This window comes from Luteibacter sp. HAY1-4A (genome assembly GCF_056755355.1).
Genome location: NZ_JBNDHZ010000025.1, coordinates 1 through 23,229, shown reverse-complemented (window position 1 = coordinate 23,229; position 23,229 = coordinate 1). Strand labels below are relative to the sequence as shown.

General features: G+C 66.4%; 22 protein-coding genes. 11 read left to right on the top strand and 11 right to left on the bottom strand.

Annotated elements, in window-relative coordinates; genetic code table 11:
• Window positions 1-12 precede the first annotated feature (12 nt).
• Entirely contained in the window at window positions 13-1,842 is a 1,830-nt protein-coding gene (locus ACPYOD_RS10280; protein ID WP_481301645.1) for a tetratricopeptide repeat-containing diguanylate cyclase, read from the top strand.
• A gap of 48 nt (window positions 1,843-1,890) precedes the next feature.
• On the opposite strand, the gene ACPYOD_RS10275 is transcribed toward ACPYOD_RS10280, so the two are convergent.
• The 5 genes from ACPYOD_RS10275 to ACPYOD_RS10255 form a co-directional block, all read right to left on the bottom strand.
• On the bottom strand, window positions 1,891-2,385 hold the full coding sequence (locus tag ACPYOD_RS10275) for a hypothetical protein (RefSeq protein ID WP_481301644.1): 495 nt from the start codon (window positions 2,383-2,385) through the stop codon (window positions 1,891-1,893).
• Window positions 2,386-2,478: 93 nt separating this feature from the next.
• A complete protein-coding gene (locus ACPYOD_RS10270; RefSeq protein WP_481301643.1) occupies window positions 2,479-2,964 on the bottom strand; it encodes a hypothetical protein in 486 nt (161 codons plus the stop codon).
• 93 nt (window positions 2,965-3,057) lie between these two features.
• Entirely contained in the window at window positions 3,058-5,682 is a 2,625-nt protein-coding gene (gene mgtA / locus ACPYOD_RS10265) for a magnesium-translocating P-type ATPase (protein WP_481301642.1), read from the bottom strand.
• A 151-nt stretch (window positions 5,683-5,833) separates the two neighbouring features.
• Entirely contained in the window at window positions 5,834-6,013 is a 180-nt protein-coding gene (locus ACPYOD_RS10260) for a hypothetical protein (RefSeq protein ID WP_481301641.1), read from the bottom strand.
• Between the two features lie 314 nt (window positions 6,014-6,327).
• Window positions 6,328-7,251 (bottom strand): LysR substrate-binding domain-containing protein, encoded by a 924-nt coding sequence (locus tag ACPYOD_RS10255; RefSeq protein WP_481301640.1) that lies wholly within the window; start codon window positions 7,249-7,251, stop codon window positions 6,328-6,330.
• A 119-nt stretch (window positions 7,252-7,370) separates the two neighbouring features.
• Here ACPYOD_RS10255 and ACPYOD_RS10250 point away from each other — a divergent pair, with 119 nt between their 5' ends.
• Window positions 7,371-7,556: a hypothetical protein gene (locus tag ACPYOD_RS10250; RefSeq protein WP_481301639.1), complete on the top strand. Its 186-nt coding sequence runs from the start codon at window positions 7,371-7,373 to the stop codon at window positions 7,554-7,556.
• A gap of 64 nt (window positions 7,557-7,620) precedes the next feature.
• Window positions 7,621-8,568 carry an aldo/keto reductase gene (locus ACPYOD_RS10245; RefSeq protein ID WP_481301638.1) on the top strand — a complete coding sequence of 316 codons (948 nt, stop codon included), beginning with the start codon at window positions 7,621-7,623 and terminating at the stop codon, window positions 8,566-8,568.
• A gap of 7 nt (window positions 8,569-8,575) precedes the next feature.
• On the opposite strand, the gene ACPYOD_RS10240 is transcribed toward ACPYOD_RS10245, so the two are convergent.
• Both ACPYOD_RS10240 and ACPYOD_RS10235 read right to left on the bottom strand, forming a co-directional pair.
• Window positions 8,576-9,466 (bottom strand): SDR family oxidoreductase, encoded by an 891-nt coding sequence (locus ACPYOD_RS10240; protein ID WP_481301637.1) that lies wholly within the window; start codon window positions 9,464-9,466, stop codon window positions 8,576-8,578.
• 26 nt (window positions 9,467-9,492) lie between these two features.
• Window positions 9,493-10,230, bottom strand: a complete 738-nt coding sequence (locus tag ACPYOD_RS10235) for an SDR family oxidoreductase (protein WP_481301683.1) — start codon at window positions 10,228-10,230, stop codon at window positions 9,493-9,495.
• Between the two features lie 143 nt (window positions 10,231-10,373).
• Between ACPYOD_RS10235 and ACPYOD_RS10230 the strand changes: the two genes are divergently transcribed.
• Window positions 10,374-11,267, top strand: coding sequence for a LysR family transcriptional regulator (locus ACPYOD_RS10230; RefSeq protein ID WP_481301682.1), 894 nt, complete (start codon window positions 10,374-10,376; stop codon window positions 11,265-11,267).
• A gap of 14 nt (window positions 11,268-11,281) precedes the next feature.
• On the opposite strand, the gene ACPYOD_RS10225 is transcribed toward ACPYOD_RS10230, so the two are convergent.
• The 3 genes from ACPYOD_RS10225 to ACPYOD_RS10215 form a co-directional block, all read right to left on the bottom strand.
• A complete protein-coding gene (locus tag ACPYOD_RS10225) occupies window positions 11,282-14,113 on the bottom strand; it encodes a M16 family metallopeptidase (protein ID WP_481301636.1) in 2,832 nt (943 codons plus the stop codon).
• Between the two features lie 91 nt (window positions 14,114-14,204).
• The gene (locus ACPYOD_RS10220; RefSeq protein WP_481301635.1) at window positions 14,205-14,609 is read right to left on the bottom strand and encodes a DUF4156 domain-containing protein; all 405 of its coding nucleotides are present in this window, start codon (window positions 14,607-14,609) and stop codon (window positions 14,205-14,207) included.
• An 87-nt stretch (window positions 14,610-14,696) separates the two neighbouring features.
• Window positions 14,697-17,582 (bottom strand): M16 family metallopeptidase, encoded by a 2,886-nt coding sequence (locus ACPYOD_RS10215; RefSeq protein WP_481301634.1) that lies wholly within the window; start codon window positions 17,580-17,582, stop codon window positions 14,697-14,699.
• Between the two features lie 245 nt (window positions 17,583-17,827).
• Here ACPYOD_RS10215 and ACPYOD_RS10210 point away from each other — a divergent pair, with 245 nt between their 5' ends.
• From ACPYOD_RS10210 to ACPYOD_RS10190, 5 genes are read left to right on the top strand one after another with little or no spacing between them, the layout of a single operon-like run.
• Window positions 17,828-18,025 carry a hypothetical protein gene (locus tag ACPYOD_RS10210; RefSeq protein WP_481301633.1) on the top strand — a complete coding sequence of 66 codons (198 nt, stop codon included), beginning with the start codon at window positions 17,828-17,830 and terminating at the stop codon, window positions 18,023-18,025.
• A 7-nt stretch (window positions 18,026-18,032) separates the two neighbouring features.
• A complete protein-coding gene (locus ACPYOD_RS10205; protein WP_481301632.1) occupies window positions 18,033-18,500 on the top strand; it encodes a tRNA (cytidine(34)-2'-O)-methyltransferase in 468 nt (155 codons plus the stop codon).
• A 21-nt stretch (window positions 18,501-18,521) separates the two neighbouring features.
• Window positions 18,522-19,190: a ubiquinone biosynthesis accessory factor UbiJ gene (locus ACPYOD_RS10200; RefSeq protein WP_481301631.1), complete on the top strand. Its 669-nt coding sequence runs from the start codon at window positions 18,522-18,524 to the stop codon at window positions 19,188-19,190.
• The gene (ubiB, locus tag ACPYOD_RS10195) at window positions 19,187-20,836 is read left to right on the top strand and encodes a ubiquinone biosynthesis regulatory protein kinase UbiB (protein WP_481301630.1); all 1,650 of its coding nucleotides are present in this window, start codon (window positions 19,187-19,189) and stop codon (window positions 20,834-20,836) included. The genes ACPYOD_RS10200 and ubiB overlap by 4 nt, the downstream gene beginning before the upstream one ends.
• Before the next feature lie 3 nt (window positions 20,837-20,839).
• Window positions 20,840-21,571: a pseudouridine synthase gene (locus ACPYOD_RS10190; RefSeq protein ID WP_481301629.1), complete on the top strand. Its 732-nt coding sequence runs from the start codon at window positions 20,840-20,842 to the stop codon at window positions 21,569-21,571.
• On the opposite strand, the gene ACPYOD_RS10185 is transcribed toward ACPYOD_RS10190, so the two are convergent.
• Window positions 21,568-22,344 (bottom strand): isocitrate lyase/PEP mutase family protein, encoded by a 777-nt coding sequence (locus ACPYOD_RS10185; RefSeq protein WP_481301628.1) that lies wholly within the window; start codon window positions 22,342-22,344, stop codon window positions 21,568-21,570. The two genes, ACPYOD_RS10190 and ACPYOD_RS10185, sit on opposite strands and share 4 nt — an antisense overlap.
• A gap of 230 nt (window positions 22,345-22,574) precedes the next feature.
• Here ACPYOD_RS10185 and ACPYOD_RS10180 point away from each other — a divergent pair, with 230 nt between their 5' ends.
• Window positions 22,575-22,793, top strand: a complete 219-nt coding sequence (locus ACPYOD_RS10180) for a CsbD family protein (protein ID WP_481301627.1) — start codon at window positions 22,575-22,577, stop codon at window positions 22,791-22,793.
• A gap of 31 nt (window positions 22,794-22,824) precedes the next feature.
• Window positions 22,825-22,998, top strand: coding sequence for a DUF1328 domain-containing protein (locus tag ACPYOD_RS10175; RefSeq protein WP_167028689.1), 174 nt, complete (start codon window positions 22,825-22,827; stop codon window positions 22,996-22,998).
• Window positions 22,999-23,229 lie beyond the last annotated feature (231 nt).

Below are 23,229 nucleotides of genomic sequence, written 5' to 3'. Positions count from 1 at the left end.
GAGTCCCGTGCGATGGGCATCGCAGGCCGCCTTGCGCATGGTTGCCGCGTGGCGGTCGTGCTGCTTGCCCTCGCCGGCCAGGCCGGCACGGCTGTCGCGCAGCTGCGAAGCGGCGAGGACGCGTCGGCCGCCCTCGCCTGGGCCGACGCGAACAAGACGGCCGACCATCCGAAATTCCTGGCAACGCTGACCCGCCTGGGCGACGGCTCGGCGCACCTGACCGAAAAACAGTTGGCCCACCTTCGCTATCTCGAAGCGTGGCAGGTGGCGTACGCCGGCGATTACGATGCCGCCACGCCCTTGCTGGAGACGGTCGCCGGCAGTTCGCCAGACAAGGTGCTGCGGTTCCGCGCCACGGCCACGCTGATCAACATCCTCGGTATCGCGCACCGTTACCAGGAGGCGTTCTCCCGGCTGACGGAACTCACCGATATGCTTCCGGGGGTCACGGATCCGCAGGCCCGGCTGCAGGGCCTGGGAGAAGCCGCGCAGATGCTGGCCACGGCGGGCCAGTACGACCTGGCCGCCGACTACGCGGATCGCATGATCCAGAGCACGCCGGCCGGCGACAGCGCCTGCAAGGGCACTTTCATAAAGCTCCATGCGCTGTTCCGCGGCAAGCGCATCGATGGAAACGACAGGCGCTACGGGCGGGGCATCGCGGATTGCGAAGCGGCCGGCGAGAACCTCATCGCCAACGCCTTGCGCGCCGATGTCGCCGATACGGCTATACGCAGTGGACGTCCGAAGGACGCCATCGAGGTATTGGAAAAGCATTACGCGGAAGTACTCAACGACAGCTATCCCAGCCTGACCTCGCAAGTCGAATCGCTGCTGGCACAGGCTTACTGGGACGCGGAAAACATAGACGCCGCGGGCAAGTACGCCAACGCCGCGGTGAAAAGCGCACCGGGCGGCGACTATTCGGAACCCTTCGCGGCCGCACTGCGCACCCTGTACCTCATCGCGCGGCAGCGCGGCGATTACCAAGCCGCGACGCAATGGCTCGAACGATACATGCAGGCGGACAAGGGTTATCTCGATGACGTGAGCGCGCGCGCCCTCGCCTATCAGATGGTGAAACAACAGGTCGTCTCCAGCCGCATGGAGGCAGACGCGCTCGACCGGCAGAACCAGATCCTGCACCTGCAGCGCGAGGTGGACAGGCGCTCCATCGAAACGAGCCGCCTGTACATCGTGCTGCTGCTGACCATCGCCGCGGGCATTGCGCTGTGGCTGATAAGAACGAAGCGCGCCCAGCTGCGCTTCATGCGCATGGCGCGCCGCGACAGCCTCACCGGCATCTCCAATCGCCAGCACTTCGTGGACCAGGCGCAACAGTCGCTGCTCGCCTGCCAGAAAGCCGGCAAGCCGTCGTGCCTGATCCTGTTCGACCTCGACCACTTCAAGCTGGTGAACGACACGTACGGTCACTCGGAGGGCGACTGGGTGCTCTTGCGCGTTGTGGCCGAATGTCGAGACCACCTGCTGCAGGACGACGTCTTCGGCCGGCTTGGCGGTGAGGAGTTCGGAATCCTGTTGCCAGGCGCCGATGAAGTGGAGGGCGCGAAGCGCGCCGAACTTATTCGCGCCGCCATCGCATCGCCGCCGGCGGGGGGCCCGTCGAGCGCACGCGTCACGGCGAGTTTCGGCATGGCCTGCACGCGGCGCCATGGCGCCGATCTGGATCGTCTGCTCGTGGTTGCCGACGAAGCGCTCTACGAGGGCAAGTCGGCGGGCCGCGACCGGGTGGTCGTGGCCGTGACGCCGTCGGAGGCAAGCAAGGCACCGGCGCCAGTAGCGTCCATGGCAGCGGGCCCGCTCGGGCTGGCCCGCTCCTGAAAGCTACCCGAAGGCCGGGCCCCCGTGCACGGAAGGCCCGGCCCAGTATCAGTACAGGCAGCTGTTGATGCTGTCGTACACGGAATGACGGGACATCGGGAGCTTCGCGTCCAGCGGGTCTTCGCCGTCGATCATCTCGTAGAACGCCTCGATCGGCGTGTTCTTGGCGAGCATGAGCTTGCACTTGAACAACCGCGCATTGGTGCTCACCGCGCCGGTTTTCCCGTTCACGCTGGAACTGCTTCCGGAGAAGGTCCAGAGGCACTGCTTCAGCGTGGACTTCGTGGCATCGACCGAACAGCGCAGTTCCATCGGGCGGAGGTTGGCGTATTCGCCTTCGCAGAACGTGTCGCCACAGATGCGGTCGAAGCCCGCGACGAGCTTCGCCTCGGCATTCGCGAAGCGGTCGATGCCGGCTTCGTGGGCCGGCCAGTTGGCGGCGTCGACGTAGCGATCCGCCACGGGTTCGGCTGCGAAAGCAGCGCTTGCGAAGCCGGCCGCGGTGACGGCGAAAAAGCTGGCGGCGAGAGTCTTTCGGATCATGCGTGTTGCTCCAGTTGGGGGAGCAGGTATGAAACCCTCAACGCTCGAGCCGGTCTGCCCGACGCGGCCCACGGTCTTTTGTAGTCCGTTGCATCATGGCAGGCATCCGACGAGGCTGTCATACACCGTGTGGCGTGTCATCGGCATCTTTTCGCTGAGCAGGTGCCCGCCGTGCATCACTTCGTAAAACGCATCCACCGGCGTGTTACGCGCCAGCCGCAGGTTGCACCTATAGAATTTGGCGGACACGCGCACGGCACCGGTCGACGGATCCACCGATGTGTCGCTGCCGGCAAATATCCATAGGCAGCGCTTCAACGTGCCGTTGCCCGTGTCCACCGAACATGTCATCTGCATGGGGCGCAGGTTCGCATACGGGCCTTCGCAGAACGTGTCGTTGCAGAGCCTGTCGAAACTCATGGCGAGCATCTCCTCGGCCAGGGCGAACTTCTGCAGGCCCGCTTCCTTCGTGGGCCAGTCGATGGCATCGACATAGCGCGCGGGCACTTCTCCCGCCGCTTGCGCAAAGCAGGCGGCGGGAGCGACGGACGAAGCGAGGACGAGGATGGCGTAGCGCATGGACGTGTCTCCGTGTGGGGAGCACGTATGGAACTCTCGCCAGCGGCACCGCGTCTGTCCCAAGACGCCCGCGTCGACGCGTAGCGTTACGCGCTATAGCCAGCGGCCGTAGCGGCGGATGTAAAGCGTCTTCACCAGCTGCGTGAGTGCGCAGTAGCTCACCAGGGTGAGCGCAAGCCAGGCGAAGTAGATGCCCGGCAGCGGCTGCATGCCGATGCGGGCCCCCAGGCCGGAGTACGGAATGAGCATGCCGACGATCATGATCGCGCCGGTCAGCGCCAACACCGGCGCCGACGCCATGCTGCGCAGGAAGGGAACGCGCCGTGTGCGGATCATGTGCACCACGAGGGTCTGCGAAAGCAGTCCTTCGATGAACCAGCCGGACTGGAACAGCGACTGGTGCGCCACGTCGTTCGCCCCGAAGTAATGCCACATGAGCCAGAACGTGGTGATGTCGAACACGGAGCTTACGGGCCCGATCCAGACCATGAAGCGACCGATGTCGCCTGCGTCCCACTTGCGCGGCTGGCGCAGGTATTCCTCGTCCATGCGGTCGAAGGGAATCGACAGCTGCGACAGGTCGTACAGCAGGTTCTGCACCAGGATCTGCAACGGCAGCATCGGCAGGAACGGGAGGAAGGCACTGGCCACCAGCACGCTGAACACGTTGCCGAAGTTGGAGCTGGCGGTCATCTTGATGTACTTCATGATGTTGCCAAAGGTGACGCGGCCTTCCACCACGCCTTCTTCGAGCACCGTCAGGTTCTTCTCCAACAGGATGATGTCCGCCGACTCCTTGGCGATATCCGTGGCCGTATCCACCGAGATGCCGACGTCGGCATCGCGCAGCGCCGGCGCATCGTTGATGCCGTCACCGAGGAAACCCACGGTATGGCCAAGCCGCTGCAACGACTTCACCACCCGCGCCTTCTGCACGGGCGACATTTTCGCAAACACGGTGGTGTGCTCCACCATGGCGTCCAGCGCTGCGTCGTCGAGCTGCTCGATGTCACGGCCCAGCGCGGACGCTTCCACGCCCAGGCCCACCTCGGTGCAGATCTTGCGCGTCACCGCTTCGTTGTCGCCGGTGATCACCTTCACCGCCACGCCGTGGTGGTGCAGCGCGCGAATGGCCGTCGCCGCGGAATCCTTCGGCGGATCGAGGAAGGCCAGGCATCCCACGGCGGTGAGGCCGGATTCGTCGGCGACGCCGTAGGCGCGGTCGCTGGACGGATCGCGCCGGATCGCCACGATCAGCACGCGCAGGCCGTCCTCGTTCAGGCGACTGGTCATGGCACGGATCGCGAGGCGCTTTTCCTCCGTCATCGGCTCGACCACGTCGCCGGTGCGTGCCTGCGTGCAGATCGCCAGCATTTCCTCGACGGCGCCCTTGCAGACCAGGAGCTGCTCGCCCTGCCCGTCCGTCACCACCACCGACATGCGGCGGCGCTGGAAGTCGAACGGAATCTCGTCGACGATGCGGTAGCGCCCCGCGGAAGGCTCCAGGTCGCGGTGGGCCAGCACCGCCTTGTCCATCAGGTTGCGCAGGCCGGTCTGGAAACGGCTGTTGAGGTAGCCGTATTCCAGCGCTTCGTCGCTGTCGTCGCCGGCGAGGTCGACGTGGCGCTCCAGCACGATCTTGTCCAGCGTGAGGGTGCCGGTCTTGTCTGTGCAGAGCACGTCCATCGCGCCGAAGTTCTGGATGGCGTTCAGGCGCTTCACCACCACCTTGCGCTTCGACATCGCGATGGCGCCCTTGCCGAGGTTCGCGGTGACGATGAGCGGCAGCATTTCCGGCGTGAGGCCGACGGCCACCGAGAGGCCGAACATGAAGGCCTCGAGCCAGTCGTGCTTGTCGATCCCGTTGATCACGAACACGATCGGCACCATCACCGCCATGAAACGGATCAGCAGCCAGCTCACCGAGGAGATGCCGCGGTCGAAGCTCGTCTGCACACGCTCGCCGGACAGGGTGCGGGCCAGCGACCCGAGGTAGGTGCGCGGTCCGGTAGCGAGCACTACTGCCGTCGCCGTACCGGACACCACGTTCGTGCCCATGTAGCACACCGTCGGCAGGTCGAGCGGGCCGGCGTTCCCCGCTGCCGTCGTCGCGTTCGGGGCGGCCTTCTCCACCGGAATGGATTCGCCGGTGAGGATTGCCTGGCTGATGAACAGGTCCTTCGCGGCGAGCAGGCGCAGATCGGCCGGTACCATGTCGCCGGCGCCCAGGTGCACGATGTCGCCGGCGACGAGCTCCTCCACCGGCACCTCGATGCGCTCGGCATGTCCGTCGTCGGCGCGGCGCGTCACGGTAGCCGTGTTGCGCACCATGGCTTTCAGCGCCTCGGCGGCGCGCGACGAGCGGAACTCCTGGGTGAACGACAGCACCACGCTGATGCCCACCATCGCCGCGATGATGATCGGGCCGGTGTAGTCGCCGGGCTCGGTGAATATCTGCACCACCGCGAGTGCGAGCAGCACCACGATGAACGGGCTGCGGAAGGCGTGCAGCAGTTGCATGGACCAGTGCGGCGGCTTCTCGTGGCCCACCTCGTTGATACCGTCGCGGTCCAACCGTTCCGCGATGGCGGCTTCGTCCAGGCCGTCGAGACGCGAGTCGAGGGCACGCAGCAGTTCGTCCGCGGGACGATAGGCGTCCGCACTGGCGATGCTGTTGGTCCTGGCGGCTACGGCCGCCTGCGAGGTGTGGATCTTCATGGCTCGCTGCCTTTCCGGACGCAGGTCCGGGGCGCGAGCGGTCGTCGGTGTCAGCCGAGAGCGGGCGCGCCGGCGCGGAGCCGACGTTCGGTGTCGCTAGGGGATCGGGCGGAGAGCGGCGTGGGCCGCGCCGTCGTGTCTATGTCGCAGTTCATGGCCGCGGGAGTTTGCCATCCGCCGGTTTCGCCTGGCTTTCGGCGGCTTCGAGCGAACGCGGCACGGTGATCGTGCGCTTGGCCGGCACAGGTCCGCTGGCGCGGCGGCGGGCGAGTGCGAAGGCGAGACGGCGGCCGAACATGCGCGGACCGGTCTTTTCGAGCTGGAGGTTCATGGCTCAATCCTCGAATAACGGAAGCTCACGGCTTCCGAACGAGGAGAGCCGGACTTTCCCTAGCGGAGGAAAGCGCCGGCCGACCGGGTGCGGTCGCCGCGGGCGATGAGTTTTGCCAGCGCCGGGACCCGATGCTTGCGGGAGCCGGCGCGTCGACTAGGGTAGACGTCCATATGCCTGGATAAGGTAAGGAAGGTGCCGCCACGCGATACGCAGCGAGGCAGCGAGGCAGCCGGTAAATTGTCGCGCCGCAGCGTGGATCGGTCAAGGGCAAGAACCGGCCATGAGGCGCGCGTTGCGCGCGGTTCACGATGCTACGGGAGGTACCGCCATGCCCCCAGGCGCGTGCCGTCGCCGAGGCCTTCCTCGTATTCCTTCGCCTCGGCCAGCAGCCATTCGCGGAAGCGCGATACGCCGCTGTGGGCCTCGGAGCGTTTCGGATAGACGAGGTAATAGGCTTCGGTGACACGCAGGCGCTCTTCGCACAGCACGGTAAGCGCCCCGCATTCGATGAGCGAGCGCGCCATCACCAGGCGGCCCAGCGCCACGCCCATGCCCTCGAGCACGGCGCGTTGCAGGTGTTCCGTGTTGTCGAAGCGGGCGACGTAGCGCGACGGCAGGGGCATGCCGAAGGCTTCGGCCCAGTCGTTCCAGCGGCCGGAAGGATCACCCAGCAGGGGCCACCCGGAAAGCGACGTGCCAGGCAGTCCGCCCATGCGGCGAACCAGCGAGGGGCTGGCGATCGGCACGATGTATTCGTCGAACAGGCGTTCCGCCTTCGTGCGCGGCCACGAACCGAGTCCGTAGCGGAAGGCCACGTCGACGGTGGGCTCACGGTCGAAGTCGATTACGGAGACCGAGGAATGCAGGCTGAGCTCCAGCTCAGGATGCTTGCCGACGAGCCGCGGCAGGCGGGGCACCAGCCAGCTCGACGCCACGGACGGAAGCACGCTCACCGTCACCGCGTCCTGGTGCCGCCCTTCGTACTTGCCGAGCGCGTGCTCGATGCCTTCGTAGTGGTGCCCGATGGCTTCGAGGAGGTTGGCGCCCTCGGTGGTGAGGGTGACGCCCCGGGGACCCCGGTCGAACAACGGACGGCCCAGGCGTTCCTCGAGGTTGCGGATCTGGTGGCTGAGCGCGCTGACCGTGAGGTTCAGCTGCTCCGCGGCACGGGAAAGCTTGCCCGTCCGGGCGACCAGGACGAACCCCTGAAGCAGACCGAGCGGCAGGCGGGACATGTGAAAAATCCTCAAGACCGAGTTGCAAACATATCGCTTTTTCGCCACCCACGGAACGGGCACCCTTTACTTCCACTGTAGTCGCAAGACATCGCGGCGTTTCTCCCGGAGGGGTTGTCATGGCATCGATTTTCACCGGATTGGCTTTCATGCACGGCCATATCGTCGATCGCGAACTGGTGCTCCGCCTTGGCCGGGCGGATGCCGATAGCGCCGCCGCGGCGCGCGGCGCCGAGCCGAAGGCCCGTCCGTGCTGCGAAACCCCTGCGCGAGCTCCCCTGGGCGCGGCCTGCGTCACCTGCTGACGGACACGCGGCATCAACCTGCTCCGCGTCATCATGGGGGTTTCCGCCCCTTGGGAGATGACGCATGAAGCTTCGCCAACTCGGCCGTTCGCCCCTGCAGGTGGCTCCGCTCGCCTTCGGGGGCAACGTGTTCGGATGGAGTATCGATGAGAAGCGCTCGTTCGAACTCCTCGATGCCTTCGTCGACCATGGCTTCAACCTGATCGACACCGCGGACGTGTACGAGGCGTGGGTGCCCGGCAACGAGGGTGGTGAGTCGGAAACGATCATCGGCAACTGGCTTGCGCACAGCGGCAAGCGCGAAAGAGTCGTGATCGCGACCAAAGTCGGCAAGTGGGCGCGGTATCCGGGCCTGTCGCCGACCAATATCCGCGAGGCCGTGGAGGATTCCCTGCGCAGGCTTCGCACCGATCGCATCGACCTCTACCAGTCGCACGAAGACGACCCGAAGGTGCCGCTGGAAGAAACGCTGCGCGCGTTCGACGACCTGGTGACGGCGGGCAAGGTGCGCGTCATCGGTGCATCCAACTATGCGGCCACCCGTCTGGCCGATGCGCTCAGTACCAGCACATCGAAAGGCCTCGCGCGCTACGAATCGATGCAGCCCGAATATAACCTCATGGATCGCGCCGGCTTCGAAGATGCGTTGCAGGCGCTCTGCGTGAAGCAAGAGGTGGGCGTCATCAGCTACTACTCGCTCGCCAGCGGCTTCCTCACGGGCAAGTACCGGAGCGAGGCCGATCTCGGAAAGAGCGCGGCCCGTGGCGCACGGGTGAAGAACTACCTTGGCGACCGCGGCTCTCGTGTCCTTTCCGCCCTGGACGAGGTGGCCGCGGCGCACAATGCCACCCCCGCGCAGGTGGCCCTGGCGTGGACGATGGCCCAACCCGGCATCACCGCCACCATCGCCAGCGCCACGTCGCTCGAACAACTGGACGAGATTGCGCAAAGCGCGTCGCTCGCTCTTACCGCGGAAGATCTGGCCAAACTGCGGACGGCCAGCGCTCCCTGACGCGCACTCACCGCGGCAGCAGTAGATCCTCGATGCCGGCACGCCAGAACAGTTCGCGGCGCACGCGGTCGGCCACGCCGTTGACGATCTCCGCGCCGTCCTGCGACGGGTCGACGTGGACGCGGAAGGGGCGCTTGCCGAACGGCATGTCCACCACTTCTACGATCTTCCTTGCCACGTCGCCGGCGTCGGCATCGGCAGGTTCCAGTGACGCAAGGCCCTTGAGGATCTTGTCGGGCATGCCGGCGTATGGGCCTTCGAGGTATTCGGCCTCACGCGCCGTGTCGGCGGGTTTGCCCGAATGAGCGAAGTGGTTCGTACCCTTGGTGAACGCGCCGGGCACCATGATCGACGTTTCGATGCCCCAGCGGGTCAGTTCGCCCGCATAGCTCACGGCCAACGAGTCCATCGCGGCCTTCGCCGCGAAGTACGGGGCGAGGAACGGCGGGGTGCCGCCGCGTGTGCTGCTCGACGACACCCATAGCAGCAGGCCGCGACCCTGACGCCGCATGGCGGGCAACGCGGCGCGGTTCACGCGCTGCGTGCCCAACACGTTGACGTCGTAGAGCTGCGCGTATTGCTCCGCCGAGAAGGCTTCCGCCGGGCCGAACACCATATGGCCCGCATTGTGGACAAGCACGTCCAGGCGGCCATCCCGCTTCAGGATGTCCTGGATGGCGCGCTCCGCCGAGGCGTCCGAGGTTACGTCGAGTTCGACCACGCGAAGATCGACATTCCGTTCCTTCGCTTCCTTCAGCACGGCCTCGGCCTGGGCCGCGTTGCGTCCGGCGATGTCGCGCATGCTCGCGTACACGGTATGTCCGGCGTCGGCCAGCGCGCGGGCCGTCAGCAAACCGAAGCCGCTGGACGCGCCGGTGATGAGGATGATCTGTTTCATGGGTATGGCTCCGATCTATAGGGGGATCAGACGATGCCGCCGTTGGCACGCAGCACTTGTCCGTTGATCCAGGCGCCATCCGGACCGGCGAGGAACGCGACGGCGGCGGCGATGTCTTCGGGTGTGCCGAGGCGCTCGAGCGGCGCGAGCTTGGCCAGGCGATCGACCAGCTCATCGGACTTGCCATTGAGGAAGAGCTCGGTCGCGGTAGGGCCCGGCGCGATGGCGTTCACCGTGATCTCGCGGCCGCGAAGTTCGCGGGCAAGCACCATGGTCGTGGCTTCGATCGCGGCCTTGGTTGCCGCATACGGAGCGTAGGTGGGCTGCAGCAGTCCGACCACGCTGGAAGAGAAATTGATGATGCGGCCGCCGTGGCGCAGGCGCCGCGCCGCTTCGCGCATGGTGTTGTAGCTTCCCTTCACATTGATGTCGAAGAGGCGGTCGAAGTCCTCATCCTTCAGTTCGGCCACCGTGGAGAGGGCCATGACACCGGCGTTGTTCACGAGCACGTCGATGCCGCCGTAGACCTCTTCCACCGTGTCGAAGAGACGGCGGACGTCGGCGGACTTCGAAATATCGGCCTGCGCGCTGATGGCCTTGCCTCCCGCGGCTTCGATTTCCTGGACGACGTTCTCCGCGGCCTGGGTGCCGCCGGCGTAATTCACCACCACGGTGAAGCCGTCGCGGGCGAGGCGCTTCGCCACCGCGGCGCCAATACCGCGCGAGGCACCGGTGACGATGGCGATCCTGGATTGGGTATTCACGTTCATGTCGGTTCTCCGTGCCGGCTCGATTGCCGGGCTGAGAACAGCATGCTCGTTGTCCGTCGCCGGATAATCTTGCAGAATCGGGGAACACTATTCCATCCAACGGAACAAACGTCGTGGCCCTCGACCGCTTCGAAACCATGCGGCTCTTCGTGAGGATCGTGGAGCGGCGCAGCTTCACCCTCGCCGCCAGCGACTTCGATGTGCCGCGGTCGACGGCCACCCAGGCCATCAAGCGCCTGGAAGCCCGGCTTGGCGTGCGCCTGCTCCAGCGAACCACCCGCCAGGTGAGCCCGACCCTGGACGGTGAGGCTTACTACCGCCGCTGCATGGCGATCCTGGCGGACATCGAGGACGCGGAGGCGGCGTTCGGGGACTCGCGTCCTACAGGCATGTTGCGTGTCGACGTTCAGGGCACTCTGGCTCGCACGTTCGTGCTTCCCGACCTCCCTGATTTCCTCGCGCGATATCCTGGCTTGCGCTTGCATATCGGCGAAGGCGACCGTTGGGTGGACCTTGTGCGTGAAGGCGTGGATTGCGTATTGCGCGTAGGCGACCTCAACGACAGCAGCATGGTCGCCCGGCGCATCGCGACGCTCGACGAAGTGACGTGCGCAAGCCCCGACTACCTCATGCGGCACGGCACACCACAGTCGCTGGCGGACCTCGAAGGCCATGTGGCCATCGGCTTCCTGTCGACCGCGACAGGCGGCACCCTCCCCCTGGAATTCATGGAGGACGGCGAGTTGCGCCATGTGACCTTGCCGTCGGTGGTGACGGTGACCGGGGCGGAAACCAACACGGCCCTGGTTCGGCTGGGCCTGGGACTTACGCAGGTGCCCCGGTACCACGTGGCCGCCGATCTTGCTGCGGGCATCCTCGTCGAGGTACTGCCCGACCTCCCTCCAAGCCCTTCACCGGTATCCCTGCTCTATCCGCACAATCGTCAATTGTCGCCGCGCGTACGGGTGTTCATCGACTGGCTGACGGAGACATTCAAGACGCGTGCCGGCGATGGCGTCAGGATGCCCTGACGCCATCGGCTCCGTCACTCGATGGCATGGCCTTCCGCATTGCGCAGGCGAAGACCAGGGAACTGTCGGCGCAACGGTCCTTCGATGAGGTTTCGGTCGCCTACGATGACCCAGACGCGACGATCCTCCCGCACCAGATCCTTGAAGACCTGACCTACCCTCGACGCATCAGTCTGGCGGAGTGTTTCGGGCAACCGCTGCCAGAAGTCGTCCCGGCGACCCAGCCGCATCGATTTCGCGATCATGCGAAGGGTTGATTCCCCTGTCTCGAGATCACCCGCCAGCGAACGGGTCAGGCCCTGCTTGACCGTATCGATTTCCGCTTCCGAAAGAGGTGAACTCCCGTCGACGACTGTGGCGAGTTCCCGGCGAATTTCTGCCACCGCGTCCCCGGTGTGCTCGGCTTGCACCGATGTTCCGACGGCCAACATACGCGGTCCCCGATGCTCATCGAGTATTTCCTGCATGCCATAAGTCCAGCCTTTTGCGTCACGGAGATTCGCGTCCAAGCGTGAACCCGGTTTGGAAATAACGGCGTCGCTGGCAAGCTCGATATCCAGCGTGTCGATGGCAGGTGGCGCGAGCACACCCAGGGAAATGATCGACTGTGCTGCTCCTGGGCGGTCGACCAGATAGGCAACCTCGCCCTGCATGGTTGCTGTCGAATCGACCGCCGGCAACGACAAGGGCTTGTTTGGCGCGCGCCAGTCACCCAACGCCGCGTCCAGCGCCACGATGCCGTCTTCCTTGGCCACGTTCCCGACCATGATGACGCGGAGATTGTCGGGGCGCAGGAAATCGTCCCGGTATGCGAGGAGTGTTCCGGCGTCCAAGGCATCGATCGACTCGCGCGTGCCGCTGCCATATGCAGCCTGCGCGTAGGGGTGCTCACTTCCAAAGAGAGTACGAGCCATGAGCCCGGTCGAGATGACGAACGGGTCGGCCTGTCGCGCGTCAGCGATGGCCCGCTGTCGAAGGCGGACACGCTCGATGTCATCCGGACGAAGTACCGCGCGCCGGATAACGTCGGCAGCAGACGCCAGTCCGGCAGTCCACTGGCCACGGGGTAGCGACAGGTCGATGAAGCACGCATCGGATTCGCATCCGCTGTCGACCGTGCCGCCCAGTCTGTCGATTTTTTCGGCGAAGTCGGATGCGCCGGCTCCCTGCAACGCGGCGATGGCCAAGCTTGCCGTACCAGCCAGGCGCCCTTGATCGGATGCTGTCCCGCCGTCGAAATGGAAACGTATGTGCACGAACTCGTCGTTCGTTCTCTCCGCCAGCACAAGTTCGACGCCGTTGGCCAGGCGCCCGCGCTGCAATGGCGGGAACGACAATTCCGGTAAGCCTGTACCGATCGCCGGGGCGGCGCTCCGGTCCACGCTCCACCCGGCGGTCGCTTCGAAATCGCGGGTCGAGAGAACGATCGGAGTGGGCTTCCCCCCGGCCTCCCCTCGCCCGGCATCGGCCGCGTCTTCCACCTCGGCGTCGAACGCCTCAGGAGCTGGCAAAACGGTCAGGGTATAGGCGGGTTTGTCCAACCAAGACGATACCGCCTCACGCACCTGGGTCACGCTGACGTCCGCCATGCGCTCATGCAACGCCCATTCGGCGGTGGGGTCGGCACGCGAAGCGTCCGCGAAACGAAGCTGGCCCCTGGCAAGGGCCTTCCCCTTGCCGGAATTCGTTTCCGTCGCCAAGAGGAAATCGGTCGCCGCACGTGTCTTTGCCAGGGACAGTTCGTCTTCGGTCGGCCCCTGCGTGGCGAACGTGGTGAGTTCCGCGTCGAGGGCGGATTCGACGGCGGCGAAATCGACGCCCTCTGCGACATCGACCGCGATTTCAAACCCACCGGCCAACGAGAAGGGCCAAAATTCCACGTCGATCGATGAGGCGAGGCCGTTCGCCACGACGAGTCGACGATAGAGCCGTGAGCTGTCGCCATGGCCGAGGATGGATGCCGCGAGCTGGAGCCGCTCAGTGGTGGACGAAGCGATCCCAGGTACCGGCCAGGCCCTGACTATGCGCCGCCGGGCGACGTGGTCATGCATGATGCCGCGTCTGGGCGCTGTCAGCGGAACGACCCATGGCTGCTGACGCACCCGGTCCGGACCGGGTGCGATGTCCGCAAAGTAAGCCATGGCTTTCTCGCGAGCGACCTCGGGCGTGATGTCGCCTGCCATGACCACCGTGGCGTTGGCGACACTGTTGTGCGTTCGAAACCACGACCGCACATCGTGCAGGCTCGCGCCCTTCAGGTCGTTTGGAAGGCCAAAGGCATCGACGTGATAAGGGTGGTTGGACGGAAAAATGTTTCGCAGGACGTTGGCCTGCGCCCTGCCATGGGCCCTGTCGCGAAACTCGAGACGCTCGTTGAGCACGACGCCCCGCTGGGCCTCCAGCTTGTGCTCCCCCAGCGCACCGAGTAGGTGGCCCATCCGATCGGACTCCAACCAGAGCGCCCGGTCCAGGGACGCCGTCGGCACTGTCTGGTAATACGACGTCCAGTCGAATCCCGTCTGGGCGTTGACCCGTGTGCCGCCGATGGCTTCCATGGCGTCCAGATGGGGCGCGTCGTGGTGTTCGGACCCGTAGGACATGAGGTGTTCGAACAAGTGCGCGAAGCCCTTCTTGCCTGCTGGCTCATCGGCGGAGCCCGTTCGATACCACACGCTCAGCGAAACGATGGGCGCCTTGTGGTCTTCGTGCACGATAACGGTGAGCCCGTTCGGCAGGCGAACCCTGCGGTAACCGACCTCGCCGGCCGAAGCGCCGGCACAGCTACCGGCGAAAAAAGCGACGACGAGAAACCGTGCCGCATTGCGCCCGACTGCTGACAGTTCCATACACACTCCCATGCTGGTGGAGCATGGAAGGTACGTGCGGGGGCCCGGGCGCCCTATCGGCCCGGGCCTTTATCGTCGGTAAGAGAATGCGTCAGTTCTTAAGGGGAACCGTTTCGAAACCACCCTGCGGCGTCGTGCTCGCCGGCGGTGGGGTGTTGTTGCCGCGCGCGGGAGCGACGGTCCGGCTGCCGCAGCTGTAGGCACCCCAGTCCTGCGAGCCATCGTGCGGGTCGCCGAGCGGCTTCACCGTGTCGGCACCCATCTTCGCGGCTTCGTTTCGCGCCATGACTTCGAGTTCGTCGCGAACTTTCAGGTCGTTGCGATCGACGGGGCCGATGCGGCTGGTGACCGAAACGGTGACCTTGCCCTGCTCGCGGCAGCTGCCGACGTCGCCGTTCCACGCGGTGCGTACGTTGCGCGCGCTGTCGTCGAGCTTGATGCCCCAGTCACAGCCCGAAAGGGCGAGCGGGATGAGGAGGAAGAGGATCTTGCGCATGGGTGGCTCCGGCAGAACGATCGATACGTATGCTAGCGGGATGGGCGTGGAGGCGCGATCCAAACCGCGATCGCGCCTCGCTCCCGTTCATTTCGCCGCGGCGGCCTTGGCCTTGCCCTGCCCGCCCTGTGCCGCCTTCACCGGGTTGCCGTCCGCGTCGACGACATGCACCTCGCCAAGGTTCAGCGCCCGGATGGGGGCCTCGATCTTGCGCAGGTCGCCCACGATCACCCAGGTGAGCGCATCCGGGTGCACGACTTCGGACAATGCGGTTTCCGCGGCACGTCGATCCACGGCTTCGATACGCGGCTTCAGCGTCTGCACGTAATCGTCCGGGCGGTCGTACACGACGATGCCGGTCATGGCGCCGAGCACGGCGCCCGTGGTTTCGAAACTGCCCGGCAGCGCGCGGATACGCTGCGCGCGGATCTTCGCGATCTCGTCGTCGGTCAGCGGCCTGGCGCCGACGACCTCCCTCGCTTCCTTGAGGATCTCGGCCGCCGACTGGGCTGTCTTGTCCGTCTGCACCGGCGCATACATGAGCAGCGGACGCTGGCCCTGCGCATCCGACAGCATGCTGCCGGCACCGTACGCCCAGCGCTTCTCCTCGCGCAGGTTCATGTTGAGCCGCGAGGTAAAGGTGCCGCCGAACGCGCCGTTGGCGATGCCAAGGTCGAGCGCGTTCTTCGCCTTCGTCGACGGCGCGATGAGGCCGGCGAGGATGAGCGACTGCGGCGCATCGGTGCGGTTGATGAGGAAGACACGCGGCTTCGGCTGCACGGCCACCTTGCCCAGGTTCTTCTTCGGCACCGCCGTTGCGGGCGGCGTCCAGTCGCCGAATACCGCGTCCAGTTGCGGCAGGATCTGCGCGAGCGTGGTGTCGCCGGCCACAAGGATGCGCATGTTGTCCGGGCGCAGGAAATCGCGCTGGAAGGCCTTCAGGTCGTCGGCCTTCAACGAGGCGATGGCCTCCGCGGTGCCGCTGCCGGTGAACGGGATGCCATACGCATGGTTGCGTCCGTAGAGCAGCGGCGGGAGCGTGCGCAGCGCCAGGCCGGTCGGCTCGGTCTTTTCCTGCGCGATACCGGCCAGCCACTGGCCCCGGATGCGTTCGATGTCGTCGGACTTGAACGCCGGATTACGCACGATGTCGGCGAACAGGTCCAGCGACGGCTTCAGCTGCGCGTTGAGCGCGTTGAGCCCGACGGAGCAGGTGTCGAGCGAGCAGTTGGCATCGACGAAGGCACCGAGGCGTTCCTTGCGGCGCGCCACCTCCACCGAATCCAGCGACGTGGTGCTTTCCTCCAGCAGGGTCGAGGTGAAGCTGGCGGTGCCGAGCTTGCGGCCCTGGTCGGCGGCGTAGCCCGCGTCGAACAGCAGTTGCACCTGCGTCACCGGTACGGTGTGGCGTTCGGCCAGCACCACTTCCACCCCGTTCTTCAGCTTGCCGCGCTGCAGGGCCGGGAAGACGAGGTCAGGGAAACTGTCGACCGCGGGCACGCCCTTCGAACGATCCACGTCCGACATGGCCAGCGTGTACTGGCCCGGCTTCGGCAGCACCGGCGCGGGCTTCTTGCCGGAAGGTCCAAGGCCCGCCACGGACTTGTCTTCCGCCGCGGGATCGAAGCCCGGACCGGCGGGAAGGACGGTAAGCGTGTAGTCGCCCTTGGCCAGCCAGGTCTGCGACGCCTTGAGCACCGACGCGACCGTGGCGGCCTGCGCGCGCTCGAGGTCTTTCTTGTAGGCGGCCGGATCGTTGCGGTACACCTGCCCTTCGGCGAGGATCGCGGCCTTGCCGGAACCACCCACTTTCTCGATGCCGCGGATGAAGCCCGCGCTGTTGAGCACCTTCGCGCGGGCCAGTTCGTCTTCGGTGGGACCGTTCGCGAGGAAGTCCTTCCACACGTCGGCGACGGCGGCTTCGACCTTCTTGGGGTCCACGCCGTCCTTCACGTCGACACTGAGCTGCACCTGGCTGGCGAGAGCGAACGGGGCGATGCCCACACTGACGTCGTCGGCGAGCTTGTCCTGGTACACGAGGCGCTGGTAAAGGCGCGAGGTCTTGCCGCCGCCGAGGACGGTGGTGGCGAGATCGAGCTGGATGGCGTCGTCGCTGCCGAGCTGCGGCACCACCCACGTGCGCAGGATGCGAACCTGCGCCACCTGGTCGTGCTGCACGCCGCGGGTGGACGTCTGCAGCGGCGTTATCCAAGGCTGCTGGCGCGGTACCGGCGGCCCGGCCGGAATGTCGCCGAAGTATTTCTCGGCCTTCGCCTTCGCCTGTGCCGGCGTGATGTCGCCCGCAAGCACCAGCGTGGTGTTGGCGGCGCCGTAGTAATCGTGGAACCACTTCTTGACGTCGGCGAGCGAGGCCGCGTCCAGGTCGGCCATCGAGCCGATGGTGTCGTGGTGGTAGGGATGGTCGGCCGGATAGGTGTTGACCAGGATGTTCTCGTCGACGCGGCCGTAGGGACGGTTCTCGCCCTGGCGTTTTTCGTTCTGGACCACGCCGCGCTGCGTGTCGAGTTCCTTCTGGCCGATGGCACCGAGCAGGTGGCCCATGCGGTCGGATTCCATCCACAGCGCCATGTCGAGCGCCGTGGTGGGCACGGTCTCGAAGTAGTTCGTGCGGTCGAACCAGGTGGTGCCGTTCATGTCCGTGGCGCCAGCCAGCTCGAAGGGCTGGAAGTACGTGCCCTTGCGGTTCTCGGAACCGGAGAACATGAGGTGCTCGAAGAGGTGCGCGAAGCCCGTCTTCCCGTTGGGTTCGTCGGCTGATCCGACGTGGTACCAGATGCTGACCGCGACCACGGGCGCCTTGTGGTCCTCGTGGACGACCACGGTGAGGCCGTTGGACAGCTGGAACCGGGTAAAGGGGATATCGGGAATGGCGTCTGACGATGCGGGGGTGGCGGACACGGCACCGGCCAGGGACATCAGCCCTGCGGCGAGCAGGGCGTAGCGCTTCTTCATCTATGGCTCCTCAGGGCCTTCGTGGCCTCGACTCCGCCGAGGCTAGCCCGCACCGTCCGTCGGGCGCAATCGGCCCCATGGCAGGGACGCGGACGGTGTCCGCTCGGGTGCGGGCAGTGTCCGCGGACAGCCAAGCGCGCCGAAGCGACCTGACAAACCTCATGAGAATCAGCTGATTGCGCACTCTTAAAGGCTGGCACGGCGTTTGCGTTACTAGGCATACCACGACGCAAGGAAACGACACCATGAAACACGAACTCCTGATGCTGCGCAGTCTGCTGGTGGCCTCGCTGCTCGTCTGCGGCCTGATCCTCGGCAACATGCTCACCTACGCCGGCGAGCCGATCCAGCTCGCGCACCTGGGTGCCGCCAACCTGAGCACGACCGCCACGGCCTGCACCCTTCCGCCGGACGGCGTCGTCTGCCCCCTCGCGGCCTCATAATGGGCGCATGCCCCACGTCATCCTGTTCCGACCTGAGATTCCGCCCAATACCGGCAACGTGATCCGCCTCTGCGCCAATACCGGCGCGGCTTTGCACCTCGTGCGACCGCTTGGCTTCGAGCTGGACGACACCCGCTTGCGCCGCGCCGGACTGGATTACCACGAGTTCGCCCGCGTCGCCGTCCACGACCACCTCGAGGCCTGCCTCGCCGCGATCGGCCACCCGCGTGTCTTCGCGTTCTCCACCCGGGGCCGCCACCTGCATACCGACGTCGCCTACGCCGATGACGACGCCTTGCTGTTCGGGTGCGAAACCGCCGGCCTGCCGGACGCCGTGCTCGATGCGATCCCGGATGAGCAGCGCGTCCGCCTGCCCATGCGGCCCGGCAACCGCAGCCTCAACCTTTCGAACGCCGTGGCGGTCGCCGTGTTCGAGGCGTGGCGTCAGGCGGGATTCGACGGCGCCGCCACGTAAGGCCAAGCTACAATCCGGGGCATGACCTCCGATCGCCCCGCGGCCCCTGCCGGCCCTAACCGATTCCTGCCCCGCCCCCTGCGCGTTCTTGCCGGACGCGCCATGGAAGCCGCGCTCAACCGCGCCGTCGATCTCGATCCGGACACGCGCGCGCGCCTGGACGCGCTCGACGGCCGCAGCGTCCAGGTGTACCTGGACGGCCCCGCGCTGGCGCTGCGCATCTCCGTCGGCAAGGGCAGGCTCCGGGTGGGTCCGCCTGAAGAAGGCGGCAGCCTGCGGGTGAATGCCTCACCGGGCAGCCTGCTGGCCATGGCGCTTCGGCGCGACGAGGACGGTGTGGCCCCGGGCAAGGTCGAGATTGCCGGCGACGCCGAGCTGGCTCGCCGTCTCGAACGGCTCGCGCGGCAATACGCTCCCGATGTCGAGGAAGCCTTCGCCAGGACCTTCGGCGATGTCATCGGCGTGCCCTTGGCGAAGGCGCTGCGCGAGGGACTGGCGCATGCGAAGGAATCGTTCGCGCACCTCGGCGAAGACACGGCGGACTGGCTGCGCGACGAAGGCCGCGTGGCGGTCGCTCCAGGTGAGATGGACGGCTTCCTGGACGGCGTGGACGCGGTGCGCGAGCGCACCGAGCGCGCGGAGGCACGCCTGGCCCGGCTCGAGCGCGCACTGAGGGAGCGTGGCGCATGACGCCGTTGCGCCTCGCACCGCGCCTGCTGCGCGTCACCGCCGTCCTCCTCAAGTACCAGCTCGACGAACTCGTGGATGGCGCGCACCTCTTCCGCCCGCTGAAGCTCGTACGCCCGCTGTTCCCAGGACCTTCCGTCGAGGTGCGCGCGCTGCCACGCGGCGCGCGCCTGCGCCTCGCGCTTACCGAGCTAGGGCCCATCTTCGTCAAAGCGGGACAGGTGCTCTCCACGCGCCGCGACCTCGTGCCCACCGACGTGGCCGACGAACTCGCCCTGCTGCAGGACCAGGTGCCGCCCTTTCCGGGCAGCGAAGCCCGCATCATCGTCGAACGCGAACTGCGTGCGCCCATCGGCACCCTGTACGCGTCGTTCGACGAGGTCGCCCTCGCCTCCGCCTCCATTGCGCAGGTGCACGCCGCAACGCTGCACGACGGCCGCGAGGTGGTGGTCAAGGTGCTGCGCCCCGGCATCGACCGGCGCATCGCGCGCGACATCGACCTGCTGCACGCGCTGGGCCGGCTCGCCCAGCGCTGGCACCCCAACGCCGACAAGATCCGGCCACTCGACGTCGTCGCCGAAGTCGAGAAGATGCTGTCGAACGAACTCGACCTGCAACGGGAAGGCGCCAGCGCCAGCCTGCTGCGGCGAAATTTCGCCAGCGGCATCGACCTCTACGTGCCGGAAGTGCACTGGGACTACAGCACCGAACGGGTGCTGACGCTCGAGCGCGTGCGCGGCGTGAGCGCCGACGACATCGAAGCGATCGACGCCGCGGGCCTGGATCGCAAACACCTCGCGGAGAAAGGCGTCAGGCTCTTCTACGAACAGGTGTTCCGCGACAACTTCTTCCACGCCGACGCGCACCCGGGGAACATCTGGGTCGATACGTCGCGCGTGGACGAGCCGCGTTTCATCGCGCTGGACTTCGGCATCATGGGTTCGCTGCCCGAGGCCGACCAGTACTGGCTGGCGGAAAACTTCATCGCGCTGTTCGAACGCGATTACGCGCGCATCGCCCAGTTGCACGTAGCCGCGGGGTGGATGCCGTCCACCATCCGCCTCGACGAACTGGAAGCAGCCGTGCGCACCGTGTGCGAGCCGTACTTCACCCGTCCGCTTTCGCAGATCTCCATCGCGGAACTGGTGGTGAAGCTGTTCCAGACCGCGCGCCGTTTCGAACTGACGCTGCAACCGCAGCTCATCCTGTTGCAGAAGACGCTGCTCAACATCGAGGGCGTCGGCCGCATGCTCGATCCGGACATCGATATCTGGGCGGTCGCGCATCCGGTGTTGCGGCGCATCCTGCGCGAGCGCTACAGCGTGCGCGCCACGCTTCGCGACGTGCGCCGCCGCCTGCCCGAATGGCTGCACAACGCCCCCCGCGTGCCGGATCTCGTACGCGACGCCCTGCGTCAGGTAGCCAGCGGCCAGCAGGTGCAGGTAGCGGATCCATTGGCGCTGACGCTCGTGCGCGAGGACGCGCGGCGCATGCGGCGCCTGGTGGCGTGCGGGCTGCTCGGCTCCGCCCTGTTGGTCTGCGCCGCGCTGATCGGTACGCTGGCACCGCACGCGGCGTGGCCGGCCGCGGCGGTCGCCGTGGCGGGGCTCGTCGCCTTCGTCGCAGGCTGGCCCCGCCGCCTGCCCTGACCCGTGCTGGAGATCCTCTATCAGGACGACGACATCGTCGCCGTCAACAAGCCCGCGAACCTCGCCGTGCACCGGTCGGCGTTCGTAGGGCCGGACGATGCCTTCCTCATCGACCTCCTGCGGGAGCAGGTGGAAGGACGCCTGCACCTCGCGCACCGCCTCGATCGCGCCACGTCCGGCGTGCTGCTGGTGGCGCGATCGCCCGAGGTCGCCGCGCAACTGGGCGAGCAGTTCATGGGGCGCAGCGTGCGCAAGCGTTACCTCGCGGTGGTGCGCGGCTGGCCGGAGCCTGCGGAGGCGACGGTTGACTATCCCCTTCCCGGATCACGCGAAACAGGGCCGCGCAAGGATGCCCGTACCGACTACCGCCGCCTTGCCACCGTCGAGGTGGACATCCCGCTGGGCCGCTACGAGAAGCAGCGCTACGCCCTCGTGGCAGTGGAGCCGCAAACAGGCCGCTTCCGCCAGATCCGCAAGCACTTCGCACATATCCACCATCCGATCGTGGGCGACAGCCAGCACGGTCGCGGGGATCACAATCGCCTGTTCAAGCAGCACTTCGCCTCACATCGTTTGCTGCTGCACGCGGCGTCGCTCTCGTTCTTCCACCCGGCCGACGGGCGTCCGCTCACCCTGGCCGCCGGCCTGGACGATACGTGGGTTCGCGTTCTCGAACGCTTCGGATGGCGGGAAGCATGCTCATCGTGGAGCGATGCCTCCCCGGCAGCGTGCTAGCGGGCAAGCCACGCGTTGAGCGTGCCGTACCCGACATCCGGCGCTTCCCGTTCCAGCAGCTCGGCTGCCATGCGTCCGGCGGTGGCATAGGCTTCCAGTGACAACGCGATGCCGGCGCTCAGCCGGCGCGCGCCCGCGTCGAACAGGTCCTGGCGCGAAGGCAGTCCCGGCACCAGCATCACGTTGAGCGGCATGGGCGCGATGCCGCCGGCCACGCGACGTACCTCGTCGAGCGCCTTGATCCCCGGGACGAACAGGCCGTCGGCGCCGGCCTCCCTGTAGAGAGCGGCGCGCCGAAGGACCTCCTCCACTCCCGCATCGCCCGAGGCCATCCCGCGCAGGAGCACGTCGGTGCGAGTGTTGATGTAAAGGTCGCGCGAGCCCAGCGCCGCGCGGATGGCGCGAAGCTTCGCCGCCAGTACGTCCGGGTCCTTCGTGCCGTCTTCGATGTTGATGCCGGCCACGCCGGCATCGACGAGAGCGGAAACGAACGAGGCAACCTCGGAAGGATCGTCATGGCAGCCTTCCTCGATGTCCGCCGTAAGGGGCACGTCGATCGCCCGCACGATGCGGCGGACCGCTGCCAGCATTTCCTCCGGCGGCAGATGGTCGCCATCGGGCCAACCGCAGGACCAGGCTACGCCGGCGCTGGTGGTCGCTACCGCACTGGCGCCAGCGTGCTGCACCACCGCCGCACTGGCGGCATCCCAGGCGTTGGGCAACACGAGCAGGGTCGATCCGGCATGCAGGTCGCGGAACCGTTGAGCGTTCATGCAAAGGGTGTCCTGGGAGGGTGGAAAGGCGAACGATCCATCATGCGGCCGCTGTCCGCAACTGCCTTTCGGGCGCCTATTCGGGCGCCGGCCGTGTAGGAGACGGCAAGACGCGGTGAGCCGGCACCTCACCCGTCACAGACACGACGTTCAACCCCCCGATGCTCGAATGGCCCCCGACCCGGCACGGCGATCGCCGCCGTGCAGGCCACACCGATCGAGGAAACGCCATGAACGAAGACACCCTCAAGGGCCAATGGAAGCAGTTGAGCGGCAAGCTGAAGGAAAAGTGGGGCAAGCTCACCGACGACGACCTCAAGGTTGCCGAAGGCAGCAGCGAATACCTCGCAGGCAAGGTCCAGGAGCGCTATGGCGTGGCTAAGGACGAAGCGGAAAGGCAGGTGAAGGAATTCCGCGATCACTACGATCAGCACGATCGGAAACACTGACCCCACCCCTTATTCGCAGAAGGAGAACACCATGCTTCATTGGGCCGTCATCTTTTTCGTGATCGCGCTTATCGCCGCGGTCTTCGGCTTCACCGGCATCGCCGCCGGCGCGGCCAGCATCGCGAAGATCCTTTTCGTGGTCTTCCTGATCCTCTTCATCCTTTCGCTGCTGTTCGGCGGCTTGCGTCGCGGGCCGAGGGTGTAGGCAGCGATACCTCGACAGCACACGAAGCCCCGGCCCCAGACCGGGGCTTTTTTTTGGTTCTTCACGGACGCCCGGGAATGCGCGCTGTCTTCGTTACGGTAGGGCAGTCACGGCGAGTGCGTGCCGCGCTCCCTGTGGGAGCCGCCATGGCGGCGAGGAACGCTCGCGAGATCGTCGCAAGGTAGACGCGACCCTGTGGGAAGTGTGGGAAGCTGTCTCTTATACACATCT

Coding starts and splice junctions, on each gene's coding strand:
- ACPYOD_RS10280 (WP_481301645.1), top strand. CDS start 13: ATGGGCATCGCAGGCCGCCTTGCGCATGGTTGCCGCGTGGCGGTCGTG.
- ACPYOD_RS10275 (WP_481301644.1), bottom strand. CDS start 2,385: ATGATCCGAAAGACTCTCGCCGCCAGCTTTTTCGCCGTCACCGCGGCC.
- ACPYOD_RS10270 (WP_481301643.1), bottom strand. CDS start 2,964: ATGCGCTACGCCATCCTCGTCCTCGCTTCGTCCGTCGCTCCCGCCGCC.
- mgtA (WP_481301642.1), bottom strand. CDS start 5,682: ATGAAGATCCACACCTCGCAGGCGGCCGTAGCCGCCAGGACCAACAGC.
- ACPYOD_RS10260 (WP_481301641.1), bottom strand. CDS start 6,013: ATGAACCTCCAGCTCGAAAAGACCGGTCCGCGCATGTTCGGCCGCCGT.
- ACPYOD_RS10255 (WP_481301640.1), bottom strand. CDS start 7,251: ATGTCCCGCCTGCCGCTCGGTCTGCTTCAGGGGTTCGTCCTGGTCGCC.
- ACPYOD_RS10250 (WP_481301639.1), top strand. CDS start 7,371: ATGGCATCGATTTTCACCGGATTGGCTTTCATGCACGGCCATATCGTC.
- ACPYOD_RS10245 (WP_481301638.1), top strand. CDS start 7,621: ATGAAGCTTCGCCAACTCGGCCGTTCGCCCCTGCAGGTGGCTCCGCTC.
- ACPYOD_RS10240 (WP_481301637.1), bottom strand. CDS start 9,466: ATGAAACAGATCATCCTCATCACCGGCGCGTCCAGCGGCTTCGGTTTG.
- ACPYOD_RS10230 (WP_481301682.1), top strand. CDS start 10,374: ATGCGGCTCTTCGTGAGGATCGTGGAGCGGCGCAGCTTCACCCTCGCC.
- ACPYOD_RS10225 (WP_481301636.1), bottom strand. CDS start 14,113: ATGGAACTGTCAGCAGTCGGGCGCAATGCGGCACGGTTTCTCGTCGTC.
- ACPYOD_RS10220 (WP_481301635.1), bottom strand. CDS start 14,609: ATGCGCAAGATCCTCTTCCTCCTCATCCCGCTCGCCCTTTCGGGCTGT.
- ACPYOD_RS10215 (WP_481301634.1), bottom strand. CDS start 17,582: ATGAAGAAGCGCTACGCCCTGCTCGCCGCAGGGCTGATGTCCCTGGCC.
- ACPYOD_RS10210 (WP_481301633.1), top strand. CDS start 17,828: ATGAAACACGAACTCCTGATGCTGCGCAGTCTGCTGGTGGCCTCGCTG.
- ACPYOD_RS10205 (WP_481301632.1), top strand. CDS start 18,033: ATGCCCCACGTCATCCTGTTCCGACCTGAGATTCCGCCCAATACCGGC.
- ACPYOD_RS10200 (WP_481301631.1), top strand. CDS start 18,522: ATGACCTCCGATCGCCCCGCGGCCCCTGCCGGCCCTAACCGATTCCTG.
- ubiB (WP_481301630.1), top strand. CDS start 19,187: ATGACGCCGTTGCGCCTCGCACCGCGCCTGCTGCGCGTCACCGCCGTC.
- ACPYOD_RS10185 (WP_481301628.1), bottom strand. CDS start 22,344: ATGAACGCTCAACGGTTCCGCGACCTGCATGCCGGATCGACCCTGCTC.
- ACPYOD_RS10180 (WP_481301627.1), top strand. CDS start 22,575: ATGAACGAAGACACCCTCAAGGGCCAATGGAAGCAGTTGAGCGGCAAG.
- ACPYOD_RS10175 (WP_167028689.1), top strand. CDS start 22,825: ATGCTTCATTGGGCCGTCATCTTTTTCGTGATCGCGCTTATCGCCGCG.